Below are 19,862 nucleotides of genomic sequence, written 5' to 3'. Positions count from 1 at the left end.
TCATCACCGGCCGCTGCTCCCACCGCTGTCGCGCGTCGCCCAACCGGCCGCCAAGGGCAGCTCCCCACGGGCGAACCGCGAGCGAGCATCGACCACCCACTCCCGGACGTCGGCGGCCGACTCCCGGACGTCGCGGCCCGTCGTGTCGATCACCCGTACGGACCAGCGCGGATCGGTGTGCGTCCAGTCGCTCCAGCGATCCCACCTCATCCGCCGCCACCCGGGCCGGATCGCCTCCGGCAGGTGCCGCGGATCACCGGCATGGCCCCGATTCCACCGCGCCCACCCGATGAACCGCCGCTGAGCGTCGCGGTCCCACTTACCGGGGTCCCGCTCGTCGAGCCGGCGCAGGCGTACCTCGTCATCGACATCGACCAGACACGCCGCGATCCCGTCGAGCGCGGTGGCCGACGGGCTGGCCAGCACCTCACCCAGCGGCGACTGTCCGGTCAGCACCACGTCGACGCCATCGGTCTGGTACCGCAGCACCCGCTCGATCCACACCTCCGTGCTCCGCTGCCGCCAGTCCCCGTCCGGGCTGCGGGGAACCCCGATCTCGTCGAAGTCGTGAACGACCAGCCGCGGCATGGACCCACACGCGCGCGCCGCTGTCGTTTTCCCGGAGCAGCTGGAACCGGCGATCGTCAGCAACATGCGCGCAGTCTGCCCACAGACGAGGTCCGGCAGCGACCGTATTCCCCGCGACGTCCCAGCGCCGAACCCCCGGTTGTGCGACCTGGAGCGAGACCGCGATGGCTGCCGCTCTCAATGGTCCCGGCCGACGGAGGCCGGGCAGCTCAGGGAACGCGGGGCCGGCGCCGGACCCTCGACATGTCCACCGGCCGCGTACGGTCCACGAACCGCGGCATCTCCGGCTCGTCCTCGCGCAGCGGCGCCAGCGTGTCGGTGATCGCCTGCACGATCCGGTCGGTGGCCCGCATCGCCTGCGCCCCGGCCGTACCGGACAGCTCGGCCAGGTCCACCGGCTCACCGAAGCGCACCTGCACCACCGGCCGGTGCACCATCGCCCTCAGCACGGCCCGCACCACGTCCTTCGGCGACGTGTACGGCAGCACCGCATGCGACCCCCACTGCGCCACCGGGATCACCGGCGCACCGGACAACGCCGCCATCCGCGCCACCCCGGTCTTGCCCCGCTCCGGCCACATCCACGGGTCCAGCCCGATGCGCCCCTCCGGGTACACGAGGATGACCGAACCCGCCCGCAACGCCGCCGCCGCGTTCGGCAACGCCTCGGCCACCTGCGCGGTGTGCCGATCCACCCGCAGATGCCCGGACGCCCGCATGGCCGCCCCCGCGATCGGCGCGTCGAACAACCCGCCGGTCGCCATGAACCGCGGAGCCACCCCCGCGATGCTGCACGCCGCGGTCATGATGACCGGGTCCACAGGGCTGACATGATTGGCCGCCAGGATCAGCGGACCATGCCGCAGCTCCACCGGCACCCGGCCACTCACCCGCAGCCGGCAGATCAAGGGAACCAGCAGCCGCGACAGGCGCAGAAGCACCCGCCACACCACCGGCACACGCCACGTCGCTTCTTCCATCAGGGCGCCATGATCGCACGTCACCGCCGCCGGTAGGGGGCAGGCCACCGGCCCGGCAGACGCCCGCAAGCCCCGCCCGCAAGGTCCCCCGCAGCCCTCGCCCGCAAGTCCCGCCCGCGCGAAGCGAGCCAGCAGGAATCAGCCCAGCACGGAGCAGCCCAGCAGGGAGCAGCGCGGCGGGGAGAGACCGCGGGAAGGGACCGAAACGGAGGGAAACTATCGGGGCCAGGGGACACGCAGCAGAAGCCGCCGCTAGGTGAGCAAGCCGGCAAAGCGCGGACCGCCCACCGACCGCCCACCGGCCGCCCTCCGAGCTCAGCCCGCGTCCCGAAGCTCCTGCAACCGCGCCTCGATCTCGGCCAGCTCCGCGCGTAACCGCTCCGCCTGCTGCTCAGCCTCCGCCCGCTCCGCCGCCAGGATCTGCTCGACCGCCTCCTGCACCCCGGGCACGTCCACCAGCGACACCATCCGCATCGCCTCGGCCGGACGGATCACATACGGCTTCGCCAACGCCTTCGTGCCCTGATTCGCCGCCACCGTCCACTCGCCGTCCGTGTACGCCAGCGTCACCGTCAACCCCGGCGGCGGCTTCGGCTTGGCCACCCGACCCGGCGCCTTCCGCGGAGCCGGAGCCGGAGCCGAAGCAGCGGCCGGCGCATTGGCAGAAGCAGTCGTGGGTGCCCCAGCGGCACCCGACGCGGCCCCGCCCGACCGGCCCCCCGCCCCGGAAACACCCGCCCCGGAGCCACCCGAAGCCCCGGCGCTGGAAGCCCCGGAAGCACGCGAACCCGCAGCACCCGACGGCACCGGCACCGGCTTGTCGATGACAAACTCCGGCTCCACGCGCACCGGAGGAGCCGGGGGAGGGGGAGCAGCCTTGCGCGCCGCCGCCCCCTTCGGCGCCACCTGCAGATCACCCGGCGCGAACGGCAACTCGTCACGGCCGAACCGCACCACCACCCACTCGTCGGACTCCGCCGGATCGGCCAGCGTCACCACCTGACCCACCTGACCCGCGATCTGACCCGCCGACTCCGTGAACATCACCCGCGGTTTACGCCCGGCCGCCAGCCCGTCCCGGATCATCTGCAGGTCGTCACCGCTCAGCCCTCGCACACCGGTCCGCGCCGCCGCCATCGAATCGCCCCTTTGTCGTACGTGTGTTCCAACGTCGTCTGTTCTACCAGCACCCACCGACAAGAACCCGTCAACCCAGCCGGCCCGTCGCCGGATCCCGGTCCGTCACGCAGTAGAACCGCCCCACCGGATCCCGCAGCGTCGTCCACGCAGCCTCCGCCCGCACCACCGACGCGCCGAGATTGACATGCCGCGCCACCAGGGCTTCCCGGTCCTCACAAGCAAGATCGAAGTGCATGCCGGGAACGGGAGAACCGACTCGTTGCAGCAGCAGACGCAACGGCATGCCGTCCGGGCGTACCAGAAAATCGAACTCCGGGCGCGACCCCCGCCGCCGAGCCCAGCCCGTCACCGAAGCCCAGAAATCCGCCTCGGCGTCGAACGACGCAGCCGGAACATCCACACACAGCTGATCCACCAGACTGCGCGCCCCCGCGACCCCCACCGGCGCCGGCCGCACCCGCTCGCCCTGCCAGCGCACCAGACAGAACGCCAGACCGGCAGGGGAGCGCAGCACCACCAGATCACCCTCATCCAGCACCACAGCCGCGCCCAGCCCCACCACCCGGCGCGCCTGCGCCGGCACATCCTCGACATGCAGATCCAAGTGGGCCCGCGCCGGGCCGTCCCCGACGACCTGCACCCTCAGGTACGCGTCACCGCCGGCGGGCACCAACGTGGCGAACGCCTCACCCGGCCCCCGCCGCGCCGACGCCGTCGAACCCGTCACGGCCTGCCAGAACTCCTCCGCCGCACGAGACGGAGAATCCAGAAACCCGGTGATCCACCGTACGAAAGTGTCGGACCCAGCCTCTACGGTCTCCGCCATGACCGAGATCCTGCCCTGCCGTCCACCGAAGCCGCTCAGCGGGCGGCGTCCCGCACCATCGCCCCCAGCCCCGACAGCTGCGCCAGCTCGGCAGGGGAGAGCACCACCCTCACGCCTATCGGCGTCGACTCGATCAACGATGGACGGCGATCGTCCGGGGTTCGGTGTGCACACGCAACACCCCCGGCGCTCCACCCGGTCCACCGTGACCTGGGCCTGCGCGGCGAGCTCGAGCACACGCCAGGGGAGGGCCTCGCCATCTTTACGGATGACCGTTCACGTCACGACGGAAGGTCGAGCACTCCGACTGTCTGCCCACCGCTGCGTTCACCCGTCGTCCGGAAACCCAGCTTCAGATAGAAGCCCTCCGGTCCGCCCTCACGGGGTTCCCAGGTGACATACGCCCGGTCGCCGCCACGAGCGCGGATCTCCTGGCAGACCGCCTCGACGGCGAACTTGCCGTAGCCGCGGCCCTGAGCGTCGGCCGCGATGGCGAGGCGCCACAGGCCGGATCGCCGGTCGGACGGGTCGCGGTCGGGATTCCACGGGATGTCGAGGAACGCCATCACGAAGCCGACCAGCCGCTCGCCGTCGTAGATGAGCCGCGGCCAGGCGTACGCGGAGAACACGAACGCCTCGGCGAGGGACTTGACCACCGGCGCGACCAGGTCCTCTTGGTCGGGGCGCACCGACAGGTCGAGAGCCGCCTCGTAGTTCTTCGGAGTGATCTCTTCGAGCCGCATGGGGCGGACCCTAGCGAGCACCGTGCCGCCTCAGCGATCGATTTGCCGAGGCGCTCGAACGTCAGCGTCCCTGGGCGCCCGGGAGGCGCTGATCCCGCGATAACCAAGTGGTCGATAATCTACATTATGTCAATCTGAGCGTGGAGGAGGCTCAAAACGCGGGAGTGCGACGAGACGCGACAGCTGGACTGCCCCCTGGACGGCGTTGATGCCGCGCGCCCGCCGACGTCTGAGGGGTGCGCCTCGGCCAGGGATGAAACCTGAGGAGGATGCTTCTGACAGAACCGGCCCGGGACACGGGAGCTGCGTCCCGGGAATCGGCCACCGGACCTGCTCGACAAACGACCCGCCGGTCGCGGCGCGGCCAGCGCAATGCAGTGCACCTGACTGCCGCACGCCCCCGCCCAGGCGGCTCACTGCCCGCGCATCAGTGAAAGCCGACGCGCCCACCCGCGAGATGCGGAGAACACACGGCGCAAAGCGCCAACGGGCGGCAGTCCACGGAGAAACCCGCTGCCCCCAGCGCCCCGCACGGACGCGACTTTCCTGCATAATATTCCTTATGCAGGATGAACAAGACATTTCGGTCGAGTCGCTGGTCGAGGAGTTTCTCGGTGCTCGTGCCGTACAGAAGCCGTCTCAGCACACCCTTCTCGCCTACCGCCGCGACCTGACCGCCGTCCTGCGCATCGTTGCCGGAGCGCTCGACGTCCCCACCGAGGATGTCACTCTCGGTCACCTCTCCCCTCGCTCGCTGCGGTCGGCGTTCGCGGCGTTCGCGGCTGGGCGGGCGCCAGCCTCGGTGTATCGGGCGTGGTCGACGTGGAACTCCTTCTACGGGTTCCTGGTGGTCGACGGCGTGGTCGCCGGGAATCCGATGCCGGCCGTCGGGAAGCCGCGGGTGTCGGTCCCCTCCCCTAAGCCGCTGCGGGGTGAGGACACGCCGGAGCAGTTGCTGGAGGCGGTGAGCCGGGCCGATGAGCGGCAGCGGGATCCGTGGCCGGAGCGGGATGTGGTGGTGCTGGCTCTGGCGTTGTGTGCCGGGTTGCGGTTGTCCGAGCTGTTGGCGTTGCGGACCGGGTCGGTGGTGGGGCGGCCCGGTGAGCGGCGGGTGGAGGTGGCGGGCAAGGGTGGGCGGCCGCGGTCCGTGCCGATCGAGCCGGAGTTGGATGCGGTGGTGGCGCGGTACGTGGAGAGCCGGCGGGTGCGGTTCGGGCGGGTGCGGCCGGATGATGCGTTGCTGGTGGATGGGCGTGGTGAGCCGTTGCGGCGCGGTGGGCTGCAGTATCTGGTGCAGTCGTGTTTCCGGCGGGCGGGGGTGTCGGATCGGGTGCCGCGGGGGGCGCAGTTGCACGCGTTGCGGCATACGTTCGCGACGCGGCTGGCCGAGGACGGGGCGAATGCTTCGGAGATCATGCGGTTGCTGGGGCATGCGTCGTTGACGACGTCGCAGGGGTACATCGAGGTGACGGCGGCGCAGCAGCGGGCGGCGGTGCGGGCGAACCGTACGAATCGGGCGCTGGGCCGTTTGTCCTGAGGCGGGACCGTAGCGGGTGGGGAAAGCCGGGCGGGGGGGGGGCCGCGGGGGGGGGGGGGCGCCCCAAAGTGGGGGGGCGGGGGCGGGTGGGGGGGGGCCCCCGGGGGGGGGGGGGGGGGGGGGGGGGCCCCCCCCCCGCGAAACGGTGGGTCCGGAAGACCGGGACAACCGCAAAGGCGAGCTGTCAGCTGTTGAGGAAGCTCAGCAGTGCCTCGTTGAACTCGGTCGGGTGTGAGGCGTTGATGCCGTGCGGCCCGTCCTGGATGACCACGAGCTTCGCCCCGGGGATGCTCTCCGCCGTGCGCTTGCCGCTGTGCTCGATGGGGACGATCGCGTCGCTGTCGCCGTGGATGACCAGCGTGGGGATGGTGATTTTCGCCAGGTCGCCGCGGAAGTCGGTGAGGCCGAAGGCGGCGATGCAGTCGAGGGTGCCCTTGGCGCTGGCGACGTGGGCGAGTTCCTGGGCGTAGCGGACCTGGTTGTCGCTGACCTTGAGGGTGCCGCCGGCCTTGAAGAAGTTCTCGGCGAAGCCGTCGACGAAGGCGATGCGGTCGGTGGTGACGCCGTCCTGGAACTGTTTGATGGTGGCGTCGTCGAGGGCGCCGTCGGGGTTGTCGTCGCTCTTGTAGAGGTACGGCGGGACGGCGCCGGCGAAGACGGCCTTGCTGACCCGGTCGGTGCCGTACGTGCCGAGGTAGCGGGCTACCTCTCCCCCGCCCATGGAGAAGCCGACGAGGGTGACGCCGGTGAGGTCGAGGTGTTCGAGCAGGGCGCGCAGGTCGGCGGCGAAGGTGTCGTAGTCGTAGCCGGTCCAGGGCTGGCTGCTCTTGCCGAAGCCGCGGCGGTCGTAGGTGATGACGCGTTTGCCGTCGGCGACGAGCGCGGGGATCTGGGCTTCCCAGCTGCGGCCGGACAGGGGCCAGCCGTGGATGAGCACGACGGGGTCGCCGCTGCCGAAGTCCTCGTAGTAGAGGTCGGCGCCGTCGGAGGTTGCGTAAGGCACTAGGAGTCCTCTCAGGCCAGGGTCAGGGTGACGTCGACGTTGCCGCGGGTGGCCTTGCTGTACGGGCAGACCTGGTGGGCGGCGTCGAGGAGTTGGCGGGCGGTGGCCTCGTCGACGCTGGGCAGTTCGGCTTCGATCGTGGCGGTGAGGCCGAAGGCGCCGCTGCCGTCGGGGCCGATGCCGACGTCGACGGTGATGGCGGTGTCGGTGAGCTGGATCTTCTGCTTGCTGGCGACGATCTTGAGGGCGCTGTGGAAGCAGGCGGCCCAGCCGGCGGCGAAGAGCTGTTCGGGGTTGGTGAGGTGGCCGCCGGGGCCGCCCATCTCCTTGGGGACGGCGAGGTCGAGGTCGAGGACGCCGTCGCTGGAGCGGGTGTGTCCGCTGCGGCCGTCTCCGGTGGCGGTGGCGGAGGCGGTGTAGACAGCCGGCATGGTGGTCTCCTTCTAGCGCAGGGTTGCCGCGCCGCGGATGCGGGTCAGCAGGGTGTGCAGGGTGGTGAATTCTTCGACGCTCAGGTCGAGGGCGCAGGCCAGGCGCTGGGGCAGGTCCGCTACTCGATGCTGCAGGTCGGAGCCTTTGTCGGTGGGCGTTATCCAGACGATGCGTTCGTCGTCGGTGCCGCGGGTGCGGTGGATGAGGCCCTGGTGTTCGAGGCGTTTGAGCAGGGGTGAGAGCGTGCCGCTGTCGAGGTGGAGGGCGGCGCCGAGGTCCCGGACGGTGATGCGGCCGCGGTGCCAGATGACGCGGAGCGCCGCGTACTGCGGGTAGGTGAGGCCTACGGCGTCGAGGGCGGGCCGGTAGAGGCTGGTCATGGCCCGGGAGGCGGCGTAGAGCTCGAAGCAGATCATCTGTTCGAGGCCCGTGCTCTCTTGCATGCCCCGAACGGTAGTCCACAACTCAGTTGTGCACAACGAATCTCGGTGTGAGCCACACCTCTAGGATCGGCGGATGATCACTTTCGTGCCGTTGCCGCTGCCCGCTCTGCGCGCGCTCGTCGCCGGGGACCTCGCCACGGCGAGCGCGGTGGCGGGTCATCCGCTGAGCGAATGGATCCTGGGTGAGCGGTGGCTATGGGAGATCCGGGTACGCGACATCGAGGCGAATCCGGCGGCCGAGGAGTGGATCGCCCGGGCGGCCGTGGTGGACGGTCAGGTCGTCGGGGCGGGCGGCTTCCACGGGCCGCCGGACGACGAGGGTCGCGTGGAGGTCGGTTACGGGGTGGATCCCGCGTACCGCAGGAAGGGTTTCGCGAAGGCGATGCTCGCGGAGCTGATCCGGCGCGCGGAGGGTGACCCGCGGGTGCGCCTGGTGCGGGCGAGCATCCGGCCGGACAACGTGGCGTCGCTGGCCACGATCGCGCCGTTCGGCTTCGAGAAGGTCGGCGAGCAGTGGGACGAGGTGGACGGCCTGGAGATCGTCTACGAGCGGGCGGTGTGATCCGGGTCCAGGTGCACGACGAGTGGCCGGTGGTCGGACACGGCGACGGCCGGGGTGCGGATCTGCACGACCGGGCCGAGCGGGGCGGCGCCGCGGGGGTCGGCGAGGATGTGGTCGAGCTGGGCGCGCGGCGCGGGGCTGGGGTAGGTGGGCCGGCGCGCGAGGCTGCGCCAGCCGGTGAAGGCGCGTACGGGCCCGGCGGGCATGTTGAGGTCGCCGAGCAGGATGCGCGGGGCGGGCAGGGCTCGCAGGGCGCGTACGGCGGCGCGCAGCTGGCGCACGTTCCAGCCGGGGACGAAGGACAGGTGGGTGGTGGCGACGGTCATCGGCCCGGTAGGGGCGTCGACGACGGCGGCGATCATGACGCGGGGTTCGTCCTTGAGCAGGATGAGGCCGCCGCCGGGGCCGGGCGCCCAGACCGGTGAGCGTACGGGCGCGGCCGGCAGCTGGGTGATCTGCCAGCGCAGCACCGGGTAGCGGCTGACCAGGGCGATGCCGTACAGGGGGTGGATGTTGTCGTCCTCGGACTGCCAGGGGTGCCAGGTCTCCCCCGGTGTGCCGGCGACCGCCGCGGCGAAGCGGTGCGCGGGGGCGCCGAGGGCGTCGGCGGCGATGGCGGTGAGGTCGAGGTGGCCGCTGCGGGGCTGGGCGCGGTCGACCTCCTGCAGGCCGAGCACGTCGGCGTCGAGGTCGGCGACGGCGTCCGCTATCCGGCCGGCGTGTACGGTGCCGTCGGACAGGGAGCGGCCGTGCAGCAGGTTGAAGGTGGCCAGGCGCACGGGTGTAGAGCCTATCCCCGGTACCGGAGGTGTGCGGTGTTGATCAAGGCGTTCTGCTGCGCGATGTCGGTGTTCCTGCTCATCGGGACGGCGGGGATCTGGTTGCGGCGGCGCCGGGGGTGACCGGCATGCTTGTCAGCTGTGGATGGTCTTTCGGTCGTTACCTTGCTGACGGCGGCGACGGCGGCGGGCTGGGTTGACGCGGTCGTCGGCGGCGGCGGGCTGCTGTTGCTGCCGGCGTTGCTGATCGCGGCGCCGGGGTTGCCGCTGGCCACGGCGCTGGGCACGAACAAGCTGGCGGCGGTGGCGGGCACGAGCACGGCCGCGGTGACGTACGCGCGGCGCACGAAGCTGGACTGGCGGGTGGCGGGACCGGCGGCCGGCATGGCGGTGGTGGTCTCCGGGCTGGGGGCGCTGCTGGCGGGGCGGGTGCCGGCGGCCGCGTACCGGCCGGTGGTGCTGGGTGTGCTGGTGGCGGTGGCGCTGTTCGTGACGCTGCGCCCGGCGATGGGGCTGGTCGCCGATCCGCTCAAGCGCACCCCGGCGCGGACGGTGGCGGTGGTGGCGCTGGCCGGCGGGGTGATCGCCGCGTACGACGGCCTGATCGGCCCGGGCACCGGCACGTTCCTGGTGCTGGCGTTCACCACGGTGGTGGGCGCGGACTTCGTGCACGGCTCGGCGATGGCGAAGATCGTGAACACGGGTACGAACCTGGGCGCGCTGGCGGTGTTCGGGGCCACCGGGCACGTGCTGTGGCTGCTGGGCGCGGGCATGGCGGTGTGCAACATCGCCGGGGCGGTGCTCGGCGCGCGGATGGCGTTGCGCCGCGGCTCGGGCTTCGTGCGGGTGGTGCTGCTGGTCGTGGTGCTGGCCCTGATCGTGAAGTTGGGCGTCGACCAGTACCGGGCCTGAGCCGGTGCGCGAGGATGGGCGCATGACCGACGACGATCTCATCGCCCGGCTCGAGGAGCAGGAGCGGCGGCTGACCTTCACCCGGTTCACCAACGCGGACGCGTGGCAGCTCGGCTGCCTGCTGGTGGACCTGGCCACCGGCAGGGAGCTGCCGGTGGCCGTCGACATCCGCCGGGGCGCGCAGCAGCTGTTCCACGCCGCGCTGCCGGGCAGCACGGCCGACAACGACCATTGGATCGCCCGCAAGGTACGGGTGGTGGAACGCTTCGCGGCCTCGTCGTACCTGGTGGGGCGCCGGCTCGCGGCGAGGGGTGACGCGCTGGACGCCAAGTACGGGGTGGACCCGGCCGACTATGCGGCTCACGGCGGTGCTTTCCCCGTACGCGTGGAGGGTGTGGGGGTGGTCGGCGCGGTGACCGTGTCGGGCCTGCCGCAGGCCGAGGACCACGCGCTGGTGGTCGAGGCGATCGAGACCTACCTGGCGGACTGAGCGGCGCTCTCCACGGCGGCCTTGTCGATGCCGAGGCCGGCCAGCACACCGCCGGGCGGCTCCTCCTCGATGAGCGCGAGCAGGATGTGCGCGGTGCCCACGGTGTCGTCGCCCAGGCGCAGCGCCTCCCGGAAGGTCAGCTCCAGGACCTTGCGGGAGCGGGCGTCGAACGGGATCAGCTCGGGCATGTCGGCGCCCGGCGACTCCGGCAGCGAGGCCATGGCGGCCTCGCGCACCCGCGCGAAGTCGCCGAGCGCGGCGTGCGCCGTGGCGTCCGGTACGTCGAGCAGCCCCAGCAGCAGGTGCTCGGGGCGGATCTCGGGGTGCCGGGTGGCGCGTGCCGCGGTCATCGAGCCGGTGACGGTGGTGCGCGCGTTCGGGCTGAAGCGGCTGAAACCCTGCGACGGGTCGAGGTCGGCCTTGGGCACGAAGCGTTTCTGGGCCGCCTGCTTGCTGACGCCCATGCTGCGGCCGATGTCGGTCCAGGACGCGCCGGAGCGGCGGGCCTGGTCGACGAAGTGGCCGATGAGGTGGTCGGCGAGGTCGCCGAGGTGGTCGGCGAGCAGTACGGCGTCCGAGAGCCGCTCCAGCGGGGCGTCGGGCCGGTTGGTGGTGATGCTGTGGATGAGGTCGTCGAGCCGCACGGGCGGCGAGGTCTGCGTCATGCCGTCAACTCTAGGTTGACGCGACGGCTGCGTCAACCACCGGTTGACGCGTAGGGTGATCCACCATGTCCCTCAATCCGGTCCGTCACATCACAGTGGACGCTCACGACCCCTGGCAGCTCGCCCAGTTCTGGTCCCTGGTCACCGGCTACCCGGTCAGCGACGAGGACTCCCCGGGCGACGACGAGGTGCTGCTCGAAGCGCCGGAACCGGGCTGGCCCGGCCTGCTGTTCATCCGCGTACCCGAGGCCAAGGCCGGCAAGAACCGCGTCCACCTCGACGTCCAGCCACCCGCCGGCACCCGCGACGAGGCCGTGCAGCGCTTCCTCGCCGCCGGAGCCACCCTGTACGACGATCACCGCAGCCCCGACGGGCTGGGCTGGGCCACCCTGCGTGACCCCGAGGGCAACGAGTTCTGCGTCGAGCGCAGCGCCCTCGAGCGCGGCCTGATCCAGCCGTGAGCGGCACCGCGAAGCTCGGTGACCGTACGGTGCACCGCCTCGGATTCGGCTCCATGCGCCTCACCGCGAACCCCGACCGCGACCTCGCCATCCGGGTGCTGCGCCGCGCGGTGGAACTGGGCGTCGACCACATCGACACGGCCGCGTTCTACGTGTCCCCCGGCGGCACGCTCGGCGTCGGTACGGGCGAGAAGCGCTACGCCACCGAGCTGATCCGCGCCGCGCTCAACCCGTACCCGCAGAACCTGGTCATCGCCACCAAGGTCGGCGCCGCCGCCGGCGACCGGCCGGCCACCGCGGCCGAGCTGCGCGCCCGGGTCGAGGACAACCTGCGCCGCCTCGGCGTCGACGCCCTCGACGTGGTCAACCTGCGGCTGCGCGATCGCGGCGCCTCGCTCGGCGAGCAGTTCGCCGTGCTGGCGGAGCTGCGCCGCGAGGGCCTCATCCGGCACCTGGGCATCTCCAACGTGCGGCCGGGCCACCTCGACGAGGCGCAGGCGATCGCCCCGGTCGCGTGCGTGCAGAACGAGTACGGCCTCGACCTGCGCGACCCGGACGGCACGGCGCTGCTGAGCGAGTGCGCCCGGCGCGGCATCGCGTTCGTGCCGTACTTCTCGGTCGCCGGCCCGGGTCGCGAGCAGGGGGCGGCCGGGGCGACGAGCGACGCGGCGCTGCGGGCCGTCGCGGCCGCCCACGGCGTCACCGAGCACCAGGTGCGGCTGGCGTGGATCCTGCACCAGGGCCCGCACGTGCTCGCGATCCCCGGCACGGGCAGCGTCGAGCACCTGGAGCAGAACATGGCGGCCGGCGCCCTCCGCCTGAGCGAAGCGGACCTGGCCGCGCTCTAGCCGTTGCGGGCGGCCTCGCGGCGGCCACGGCTGCCCAGCGGCGTCTGCGACAGGTCCACCGCCTGCGCGCTGAGGTTCTTGAAGCCGTAACCGCGCGCGGAGCACCACCGCTCGGCGGCCGCCTGCGCCCGGGCCGTGACCGCGGGGATGTCGCGCTCCTCGTCCACCGTCTCGGCGTAGCGGAACGTGAAGAACGGGCGGGCGGCGATGTCGTAGGTCATCGACCCGTCGGCGGTGAACGCGGCGAACGCCACGTCGTGCTCGGCGGCGGCGGCCAGCAGCTCGGCGCGCTGGGCGTCGGTGAGGGCGTCGAAGGCGCCGCGGACGGTGACCCGGATGGTGCGAGACGTCATGGCGCAGACCGTAGCCGCCGCACCCGGCGGCGACACCCCAATTACCGGGGCGGCGACAGCGGCCGGGTGTCCGTGGGTGCGGCGAACGTGGTGAGGAACCGGTCGCGGAACTGGTCCATGCGCCACACCGGGGCCTGCGGGTCCGGGCGCAGCCCGTCGGTCCAGCCCCAGGACGCCACCCGGTCCAGCACCGCCGGGTCGTGCGCCACGATCGTCACCGGCACGTCGCGGCTCGCCCGGTCACCGACCACGACCGGGGCCGGCTGGTGGTCGCCGAGGAACACCAGCACCAGGTCGTCCGTGCCGTACGTCCGCACCCACGACACCAGGCTGCCGATCGAGTACGTGATCGACTGGGCGTACGCGGCCCGTACCCGCACCGGGTCCTGCCACACCTGCGCGGCGCTCTGCCCCTGGGCGTGCTGCGCGGCGTACATCGAGCCGTCGCCGAGCTGGTCCCAGCCGACCATCGACGGCAGCGGCGCCCACGGCGTGTGGCTGGAGACGAAGGTCAGCTCCGCCATCATCGGCGCGCGGCCCGGGCGGGCGTACTCGGCGTCGGTGAACGCCTTGAGCGTGAACTGGTCCGGGACCGGCCCCCAGCCGAACACCGGCCCGTGATAGCCCAGCGTGTGCGAGTCGTACAGCCGGTCGTAGCCGTAGAACTGCGCCTCGGGCCACGCGTACGTGACACCCGGCTCGACCGCGACGGTCTGCCACGCGCCGGCCTTCTTGAACGCGCCGGTCAGGGTGAGCCGGTCGCCGGAGACCAGGCTGCGGTAGCGCTGCTCGTTGTCGATCCACACCCCCGACTGGAACGTGGAGTGCGCCAGCCAGCTGCCACCGCCGGCGGTCGGCGAGGTGAGGAACCCGCTGCGAGCGGCGTACCCGGCGTCGCGCAGCTGCGCCGTGCCAGCCGTCAGCGCCGCGCGCACGCTCGTGTCCAACGCGGGATCCTCGATGGCCGACCGGCCGTAGCTCTCGATGAACGCGAACATCACGTCCTTGCCGCGCAGCCCGCCGAGCAGCTGCTCCGGCGCGGTGCCCCGGAACGCGTCAGCGGCCACCTCGGCGGTGAAGGCCCGCTTGTCGCGGATCGCCGCGGGCACGGTCAGCACGCTGTCGCGGGCCAGCACCACCGCGCTGTCGGAGGCGACGTAGACCCCCGGCACCAGCGACGCGCCCAGCACGGCAAGCGCCAGCCACGCCACGGCGGCGACACCGACGGACACGCGAGCCGGGTGCCGGTGCCGGGCCGCGACGGCGGCCAGACGCCGCACCGCGAACACCATCAAGACAGGTACGGCCACAGCAAGGGCGATCGCCCCCACGAGCGCCGCCACCGCCGCCCCGCCGCCCGCCGAGCCCTGGACGAACCGGTAGCCGTCGGCGAACAGCGGCCAGTCCAGCACCGGGTCGAACGGGCGCGACAGCACGGCGAAGAATCCCAGGTCGATGACCTTGACGACGGTCAGCACGCCCAGCAGCGCCCCGAGCACCCCGGCGGTGACCGCCCGCGCCCGCGCCGGCAGCACCAGCAGCACGGCGGCCACGGCCAGCGCCTCCAGCGGTACGCGCAGCAGCGTCGCCCACGGCGACGCCCCGGGCGGCAGCCGGGTGATCTGGTCGGGCACGACCAGCGCCAGGAAGACCACGGAAGCGGCGAGACCGGTGGCGATCCACCCGGCGACGCGGCGCGGACGAGACACCCTGAACGATCCTTTGCCTGGAGGTGACGGAAGGCAGCAGCCTACCCCTGTCTCCTGCACACGCCCCGGGCCCGGAATCGGTTCACCTCAGAGTTCGCAGCCGGAGGACGCGCGCATCCGGTCGGGGTCGTCGGCCGCGGCGATGATGGCGTCGAGCCGGTCGCGGGTGTGCGTCAGGTCCCGGATCTGGGTGTCGATGCGTTCCCGCTCGGCGGCGAGCTGGGCGCGCATCGCGTCCGTGGCGACGCCGGTGTGCACGCAACCGACCAGCCCGGTGATCGACTTGCTGCTGAGCCCGGCGGCGTACAGCGCCTGGATCCACCGCACGCGCTGCACCGCGTCCTGACCGTAGTGCCGCTGCCCGCTGGCATGCCGCTGCGAGGTCAGCAGCCCCTGCTCCTCGTAGTAGCGCAGCGCGCGGGGGCTCACTCCGGCCGCCGCGGCCACCTCTCCGATCCGCACGTCACGCCCTCCGGTAGATCCCCGTCACATCTGACTTGCCCTTGACGCCAACGTCAGGTTTTAGCGTAGCGCTGGCCCACCACAAGCAAGGGAGATCCCCATGGACATCACCGGTTCGGTCGCGCTCGTCACCGGCGCCAACCGCGGCATCGGCCGCCAGTTCGCCCTCGATCTGCTCGAGCGCGGCGCCGCGAAGGTGTACGCCACCGCCCGCAACCCCCACAGCATCGACATCCCCGGCGTACGGACGCTGGCGCTCGACGTCACGGACCCGGCCTCGATCGCCGCCGCGGCGGCCGCCGCCCCCGACGTCAACCTGCTGATCAACAACGCCGGGGTGTCGGCGCACCAGAACCTCGTCACCGGCGACCTGGTCAAGATGCACGCCGAGGTCGACACCATGGTGTGGGGACCGCTGAGCGTCATCCGCGCCTTCGCGCCCGCGCTGGAACGCAACGGCGGCGGCGCGATCCTCAACGTGCTGTCGGCCATGTCGTGGTTCTCCTACGACGGCGCCAACTCCTACGCCGTGGCCAAGGCCGCCGAGTGGGCGGTGACCAACGGCGTACGGCTCGAGCTCGCCAAGCACGGCACCCTCGTCACCGCCCTGCACATGGGCGCCGTCGACACCGACATGATGGCCGGCTTCGACATCGACAAGCTCCCGCCGTCCGAGGTGGTCCGGGCCGCCCTCGACGGCGTGCAGGCCGGCCGGCTCGAAGTGCTCGCCGACGACTGGAGCCGCCACGTCAAGGCCGCGCTCGCCGGCGACCCCAGCGCCTTCTACCCGCAGACCGTCCCCGCCTGAGCGGCCGTACGCGGCGACCCTACGGCCGGGGGTCGCCGCGCAGCCGGCTGTAGACCACCATGTCGTGCCACGTGCCCCTGCGGAACTGCGCGTGCCGGGCGACACCCTCACGCTGGACGCCCGCCTTCTCCAGCACCCGCTGCGCCGCGAGGTTCGTCACGTCGGTCTCCGCCTGCAGCCGCTCGACGGTCGTGGTGTCGAACAGGTACTGCGACAGCCGCCCGCGGCGTCCTCGATCACCAGGGTGCCCCGGTCGTACCCGAGCAGCCCGTCCGGGAAAAATCTTGCGCCGCGATGTCGAGAACGGACCGGCGGCTGCGTCCCCGGTACGAACACGGCAAGAATGGCCGTACCGCACCGAGGAGTTCACCATGGCGAAGTACCTGCTGCTCAAGCACTACCGCGGCGCGCCGGCGCCGGTCAACGACGTCCCGATGGACAAGTGGAGCCCCGAGGAGGTCACCGCCCACATCCAGTACATGCAGGACTTCGCGGCCCGGCTGGAGACCACCGGCGAGTACGTCGACGGCCAGGCGCTGTCGCCGGAGGGCACGTTCGTGCGCTACGACGGCGAGGGGCGCCCGCCGGTCACCGACGGCCCGTTCGCCGAGACCAAGGACCTCATCGCCGGCTGGATGATCATCGACGTCGACACGTACGAGCGCGCCGTCGACCTGGCCGGGGAGCTGTCCGCCGCCCCGGGTGCGGACGGCAAGCCGATCCACGAATGGATCGAGGTGCGCCCGTTCCTGGCCTACCCCGACACGATCACGGAGTGACGCGCAGGTGGACGAGGCACTGCTGCGCATCCTGACCCCCGCCGTCATCGGCGTGCTCGTCCGCCGCGGGGCCGACTTCGCGGCGGCCGAGGACGCCGTGCAGGAGGCCCTGCTGGAGGCCGTACGGGCGTGGCCGCACGAGCCGCCCCGCGACCCCAAGGGCTGGCTGGTCACGGTCGCCTGGCGCAAGTTCCTCGACGCCACCCGCGCCGACACCGCACGCCGGCTGCGTGAGGTGCGCGTCGACGCCGAACCGCCCCCCGGGCCCGGCGAGGCGGTCGACGACACCCTGCAGCTGTACTTCCTGTGCGCCCACCCGTCGCTGTCCCCGTCGTCGGCCGTCGCGCTCACCCTGCGCGCGGTCGGCGGCCTCACCACCCGGCAGATCGCGCAGGCGTACCTCGTACCCGAGGCGACCATGGCGCAGCGCATCAGCCGCGCCAAGCGGACCGTGGCCGACGTCCGGTTCACCCGCCCCGGCGACGTCGCCACGGTCCTGCGGGTGCTCTACCTGGTGTTCAACGAGGGCTACTCCGGCGACGTCGACCTCGCCGAGGAGGCGATCCGGCTGACCCGCGAGCTCGCGGCGCACATCGACCACGAGGAGGTCGCGGGGCTGCTCGCGCTCATGCTGCTGCACCACGCGCGGCGGGCGGCCCGTACCGGACCGGGCGGGCGGCTCATCCCCCTGGCCGAGCAGGACCGCAGCCGGTGGGACACCCGCCTGATCGCCGAGGGCGTCGAAGTGCTGCAGGCCGCCCTGGCCCGCGACCGGCTCGGCGAATTCCAGGCCCAGGCGGCCATCGCGGCGCTGCACGCCGATGCCCGCACGGCCGGGGAGACCGACTGGGTGCAGATCGTCGAGTGGTACGACGAGCTTGTCCGTCTCACCGCCAGCCCGGTGGCGCGCCTCAACCGGGCCGTGGCCGTCGGTGAGGCCGACGGTGCCCGGGCAGGACTGGCCGCGCTGGCCGAGCTCGACCCGGCCCTGCCCCGGTATGCGGCGGTGGCCGCGTACCTGCACGAACGCGACGACGACCCGGCCGGGGCGGCGCGGCTCTACGCGGAGGCGGCCCGGGCGGCGCACAGCATCCCCGAGCGAGACCACCTCACCCGGCAGGCCGCGCGGCTCAACGCGACGATCACGGACGCAGCGGCGCACGCCGCGGAATGACCTTGCGATCGTCGGTCCGCGCTCCCGGCCGTTGATACCCTGCGGCAGTGCCGGTCATCATCCACCTCGCCGCCGCGTCCGGCACGCCGTGACGCCGAACCTGCGCCGCTCGGTCCGCGCGATCATCGTCGACGAGCAGGAGCGGGTCCTGCTCTGCCGGTTCGTCTTCCCGCACCCGGTGGTGCCGCGGCAGGTGACGGCCGTCTGGGCGGCACCGGGCGGCGGTGTCGAACCCGGCGAGGATCGGCTGACGGCGCTGCGCCGGGAGCTGCGTGAGGAGACCGGTCTGGCGATCACCGCCGACCCACCGCACGTCTGGCACCAGGAAGTCGTCGCCGCCGGCCACGCGCCGGGCTACGACGGCATCATGAACGACTACTTCGTCGTCCGCACGAACCACTTCGAGCCGCGCGGCGAGCTGACGGACGACGAACTCGCCGCGGAACACCTCGCGGCGTTCCGCTGGTGGCGGCTCTCCGAGATCACGGAACACCGGGGACCGGAGCTGTTCTCGCCCCGTGACCTGGCCACTCCCCTGACGGCGCTGCTCACGGCGGGAGCGCCGGACCAACCGGTCCGCCTCGGCCTCTAGCCGGGCTGCGCCGGGGCACGTCACAGCCGGATCAGGTCGGCGATCTGCTCCGGCAGGCCGGGTGAGGTCAGGGCGTGACCCATCCCGGGTACGACCTCGAGCACCGCACCCGGGATCGCCGCGGCCAGCGCCTCGCCGTGCGCGAGCGGATAGACCGGGTCCTGGTCGCCGTGCACGATCGTGGTCGGCGCGGTGATCGACGACAGCGGGGCCAGCAGGCCGGGGTCGGGCAGCCAGACCGCCCGGTGATGGTTCGCGGCGGCGCCCGGGTCGGTGGCCCGCGACAGGGCGAGCTCCAGCATCGCCCGGGCGGCCGGCTCGTCGAACGGCCGCACCGGCCCGTTGAAGATCCGGAACAGGGCCATGTCGGACTCCACCCCCGGTGCCAGCCCGTCCGCCGGATGCGCGAGGAACGCCGGCGAGGGCGGCGGCAGGTCGTGCGGGTCGGCCGGCTCCCCGGCCCGGGCCCGCGCCCACACCGGACGCGGGTCGTGGCCCATCGGGGAGCTCGACATCACCGTCAACGACCGGACCCGGTCCGGCGCGTGCACCGCCAGCCACTGCGCGAGCATGCCACCCAGGGAGGCGCCGGCGACATGAGCGGACCGGAGTTCGTAGCCGTCCAGCACCGCCACGCAGTCACGAGCCAGGTCCCCGATCGTGTACGGGTGAGCGTCGAAGTCCACGACGCTGGACCGGCCGGTGTCGCGATGATCGAACCGGATCACCTGAACGCCGCGCTCGACGAGCCGCCCGACCAGCGCGTCGGGGCAACTGATCGCCTGCGCGGCCGACCCCATGATCATCAGGACAGCGGGCCGCCCGGGATCGCCGAACCGCTCGGTCCAGATGCGCAGCGGTCCGGAGGCAACGAAGCGCTCTTCTCCGTCCACCATGGCGGGCACAGTAGCGGCTCCCCACCGACGACCGTCGGCAATTACCACCGGCGTCCTCACTCGCCTCCCGCGTGCGGTTGCGGATCGCTCGGCGTCGTGTGTCGTTCGAGGTAGGTCCGTACCGCGTCCAGCAAGGAAGGGTTCTCCTCCACCGCCCAGGTGACCAGGTTGCACCGTTGGCACAGCAGCTGCCGCACCCTGCCGCTCCGGTGGTCGTAGTCGACCGCAAGTCGCCTCGGGGCGCCGCCGCGGCCACGCGCGGTCTCGGCTTTGCGGCAGATCGCGCACACACCCTGTTGGTCGGTGAGCATCCGCTCGTACTCCGCGGGAGTCAGGTTGTACTTCTCCCGGAGAACCTGCGCATGCGAGACCTTGTCACCGTCTTTCGCGGCGTACCGCTGCCGCTTGTCGCTGCTGATACACGCCTTGCAGGGCCGGCGCGGCAGCGTGGTGTGCAACTGGTTGTAGAACGCGTCGCGGGGCTTCGTCTCGCCGCACTTGGCACAGAACACCTGCTCATCAGACACCACGACACCATACAGCTTGTATGTTGTGACCGCATAACTGTCATTATGATGTGTGCACGTTATGTCCGTTTTTCGTATTAACGGATTACCGGTATTAGCAATCCAGTAATTAAGGCGCATGACGTCCGCGATGCCGCGCGTAACCCACTTGCT

26 protein-coding genes are annotated in these 19,862 nt (G+C 72.1%); 10 read left to right on the top strand and 16 right to left on the bottom strand.

The genetic code is table 11. The features are described from left to right. Positions 1-3: 3 nt before the first annotated feature. The 5 genes from IT780_RS01405 to IT780_RS01385 form a co-directional block, all read right to left on the bottom strand. Positions 4-588: a hypothetical protein gene (locus tag IT780_RS01405; protein WP_199509501.1), complete on the bottom strand. Its 585-nt coding sequence runs from the start codon at positions 586-588 to the stop codon at positions 4-6. A gap of 209 nt (positions 589-797) precedes the next feature. Next, entirely contained in the window at positions 798-1,568 is a 771-nt protein-coding gene (locus IT780_RS01400; protein WP_199509500.1) for a lysophospholipid acyltransferase family protein, read from the bottom strand. Between the two features lie 315 nt (positions 1,569-1,883). After that, a complete protein-coding gene (locus tag IT780_RS01395; RefSeq protein ID WP_372443588.1) occupies positions 1,884-2,654 on the bottom strand; it encodes a hypothetical protein in 771 nt (256 codons plus the stop codon). Between the two features lie 121 nt (positions 2,655-2,775). Then, a complete protein-coding gene (locus IT780_RS01390) occupies positions 2,776-3,534 on the bottom strand; it encodes a VOC family protein (protein WP_199509498.1) in 759 nt (252 codons plus the stop codon). 281 nt (positions 3,535-3,815) lie between these two features. Continuing rightward, a complete protein-coding gene (locus IT780_RS01385; protein WP_199509497.1) occupies positions 3,816-4,277 on the bottom strand; it encodes a GNAT family N-acetyltransferase in 462 nt (153 codons plus the stop codon). A 562-nt stretch (positions 4,278-4,839) separates the two neighbouring features. Between IT780_RS01385 and IT780_RS01380 the strand changes: the two genes are divergently transcribed. Then, the gene (locus tag IT780_RS01380; RefSeq protein WP_199509496.1) at positions 4,840-5,814 is read left to right on the top strand and encodes a tyrosine-type recombinase/integrase; all 975 of its coding nucleotides are present in this window, start codon (positions 4,840-4,842) and stop codon (positions 5,812-5,814) included. Positions 5,815-5,998: 184 nt separating this feature from the next. Here IT780_RS01380 and IT780_RS01375 read toward each other — a convergent pair whose 3' ends face one another. From IT780_RS01375 to IT780_RS01365, 3 genes are read right to left on the bottom strand one after another with little or no spacing between them, the layout of a single operon-like run. After that, a complete protein-coding gene (locus tag IT780_RS01375; RefSeq protein WP_199509495.1) occupies positions 5,999-6,817 on the bottom strand; it encodes an alpha/beta fold hydrolase in 819 nt (272 codons plus the stop codon). A gap of 11 nt (positions 6,818-6,828) precedes the next feature. Beyond that, on the bottom strand, positions 6,829-7,248 hold the full coding sequence (locus IT780_RS01370) for an organic hydroperoxide resistance protein (protein ID WP_199509494.1): 420 nt from the start codon (positions 7,246-7,248) through the stop codon (positions 6,829-6,831). A gap of 12 nt (positions 7,249-7,260) precedes the next feature. Then, complete coding sequence (locus IT780_RS01365) at positions 7,261-7,692, bottom strand: MarR family winged helix-turn-helix transcriptional regulator (RefSeq protein WP_199509493.1); 432 nt, start codon at positions 7,690-7,692, stop codon at positions 7,261-7,263. 73 nt (positions 7,693-7,765) lie between these two features. Between IT780_RS01365 and IT780_RS01360 the strand changes: the two genes are divergently transcribed. Then, entirely contained in the window at positions 7,766-8,254 is a 489-nt protein-coding gene (locus tag IT780_RS01360; RefSeq protein ID WP_199509492.1) for a GNAT family N-acetyltransferase, read from the top strand. On the opposite strand, the gene IT780_RS01355 is transcribed toward IT780_RS01360, so the two are convergent. After that, positions 8,236-9,033, bottom strand: coding sequence for an endonuclease/exonuclease/phosphatase family protein (locus IT780_RS01355; protein ID WP_199509491.1), 798 nt, complete (start codon positions 9,031-9,033; stop codon positions 8,236-8,238). The two genes, IT780_RS01360 and IT780_RS01355, sit on opposite strands and share 19 nt — an antisense overlap. A gap of 165 nt (positions 9,034-9,198) precedes the next feature. Here IT780_RS01355 and IT780_RS01350 point away from each other — a divergent pair, with 165 nt between their 5' ends. Then, entirely contained in the window at positions 9,199-9,945 is a 747-nt protein-coding gene (locus IT780_RS01350; RefSeq protein ID WP_233412038.1) for a TSUP family transporter, read from the top strand. A gap of 22 nt (positions 9,946-9,967) precedes the next feature. Then, positions 9,968-10,435 (top strand): heme-degrading domain-containing protein, encoded by a 468-nt coding sequence (locus IT780_RS01345; protein WP_199509489.1) that lies wholly within the window; start codon positions 9,968-9,970, stop codon positions 10,433-10,435. On the opposite strand, the gene IT780_RS01340 is transcribed toward IT780_RS01345, so the two are convergent. Continuing rightward, positions 10,420-11,100: a Clp protease N-terminal domain-containing protein gene (locus tag IT780_RS01340; protein WP_199509488.1), complete on the bottom strand. Its 681-nt coding sequence runs from the start codon at positions 11,098-11,100 to the stop codon at positions 10,420-10,422. The genes IT780_RS01345 and IT780_RS01340 overlap by 16 nt on opposite strands. A gap of 65 nt (positions 11,101-11,165) precedes the next feature. On the opposite strand from IT780_RS01340, the gene IT780_RS01335 reads away from it, so the two are divergent. Both IT780_RS01335 and IT780_RS01330 read left to right on the top strand, forming a co-directional pair. Beyond that, on the top strand, positions 11,166-11,561 hold the full coding sequence (locus IT780_RS01335; protein WP_199509487.1) for a VOC family protein: 396 nt from the start codon (positions 11,166-11,168) through the stop codon (positions 11,559-11,561). Then, positions 11,558-12,409, top strand: a complete 852-nt coding sequence (locus IT780_RS01330) for an aldo/keto reductase (protein ID WP_307830989.1) — start codon at positions 11,558-11,560, stop codon at positions 12,407-12,409. Before IT780_RS01335 ends, IT780_RS01330 begins: the two co-directional genes overlap by 4 nt. Here IT780_RS01330 and IT780_RS01325 read toward each other — a convergent pair. The 3 genes from IT780_RS01325 to IT780_RS01315 form a co-directional block, all read right to left on the bottom strand. Then, complete coding sequence (locus IT780_RS01325; RefSeq protein WP_199509486.1) at positions 12,406-12,762, bottom strand: DUF6204 family protein; 357 nt, start codon at positions 12,760-12,762, stop codon at positions 12,406-12,408. The two genes, IT780_RS01330 and IT780_RS01325, sit on opposite strands and share 4 nt — an antisense overlap. A 41-nt stretch (positions 12,763-12,803) precedes the next feature. After that, a complete protein-coding gene (locus IT780_RS01320) occupies positions 12,804-14,471 on the bottom strand; it encodes an alkaline phosphatase family protein (protein WP_199509485.1) in 1,668 nt (555 codons plus the stop codon). An 87-nt stretch (positions 14,472-14,558) separates the two neighbouring features. Continuing rightward, complete coding sequence (locus IT780_RS01315; RefSeq protein ID WP_199509484.1) at positions 14,559-14,933, bottom strand: MerR family transcriptional regulator; 375 nt, start codon at positions 14,931-14,933, stop codon at positions 14,559-14,561. Positions 14,934-15,033: 100 nt separating this feature from the next. On the opposite strand from IT780_RS01315, the gene IT780_RS01310 reads away from it, so the two are divergent. Next, entirely contained in the window at positions 15,034-15,741 is a 708-nt protein-coding gene (locus IT780_RS01310; protein WP_199509483.1) for an SDR family oxidoreductase, read from the top strand. Between the two features lie 19 nt (positions 15,742-15,760). Here IT780_RS01310 and IT780_RS01305 read toward each other — a convergent pair whose 3' ends face one another. Continuing rightward, the gene (locus IT780_RS01305; RefSeq protein WP_199509482.1) at positions 15,761-15,901 is read right to left on the bottom strand and encodes a GNAT family N-acetyltransferase; all 141 of its coding nucleotides are present in this window, start codon (positions 15,899-15,901) and stop codon (positions 15,761-15,763) included. 211 nt (positions 15,902-16,112) lie between these two features. Between IT780_RS01305 and IT780_RS01300 the strand changes: the two genes are divergently transcribed. The 3 genes from IT780_RS01300 (at position 16,113) to IT780_RS01290 (ending at position 18,286) form a co-directional block, all read left to right on the top strand. Then, entirely contained in the window at positions 16,113-16,520 is a 408-nt protein-coding gene (locus IT780_RS01300; protein ID WP_199509481.1) for a YciI family protein, read from the top strand. 7 nt (positions 16,521-16,527) lie between these two features. Beyond that, positions 16,528-17,694 carry an RNA polymerase sigma factor gene (locus IT780_RS01295; RefSeq protein ID WP_199509480.1) on the top strand — a complete coding sequence of 389 codons (1,167 nt, stop codon included), beginning with the start codon at positions 16,528-16,530 and terminating at the stop codon, positions 17,692-17,694. A gap of 88 nt (positions 17,695-17,782) precedes the next feature. Continuing rightward, positions 17,783-18,286 (top strand): NUDIX domain-containing protein, encoded by a 504-nt coding sequence (locus IT780_RS01290; RefSeq protein WP_199509479.1) that lies wholly within the window; start codon positions 17,783-17,785, stop codon positions 18,284-18,286. Between the two features lie 20 nt (positions 18,287-18,306). On the opposite strand, the gene IT780_RS01285 is transcribed toward IT780_RS01290, so the two are convergent. Both IT780_RS01285 and IT780_RS42505 read right to left on the bottom strand, forming a co-directional pair. After that, complete coding sequence (locus tag IT780_RS01285; protein WP_199509478.1) at positions 18,307-19,182, bottom strand: alpha/beta fold hydrolase; 876 nt, start codon at positions 19,180-19,182, stop codon at positions 18,307-18,309. 56 nt (positions 19,183-19,238) lie between these two features. Continuing rightward, positions 19,239-19,709 (bottom strand): endonuclease domain-containing protein, encoded by a 471-nt coding sequence (locus IT780_RS42505; RefSeq protein ID WP_199509477.1) that lies wholly within the window; start codon positions 19,707-19,709, stop codon positions 19,239-19,241. Positions 19,710-19,862: the final 153 nt, after the last annotated feature.

The organism is Nucisporomicrobium flavum (genome assembly GCF_016464385.1).
GTDB classification, from domain to species: domain Bacteria; phylum Actinomycetota; class Actinomycetes; order Mycobacteriales; family Micromonosporaceae; genus Actinoplanes; species Actinoplanes flavus_A.
Note: the sequence above shows the minus strand (reverse complement) of the source record. Positions and strands in the feature narration are given on the sequence as shown.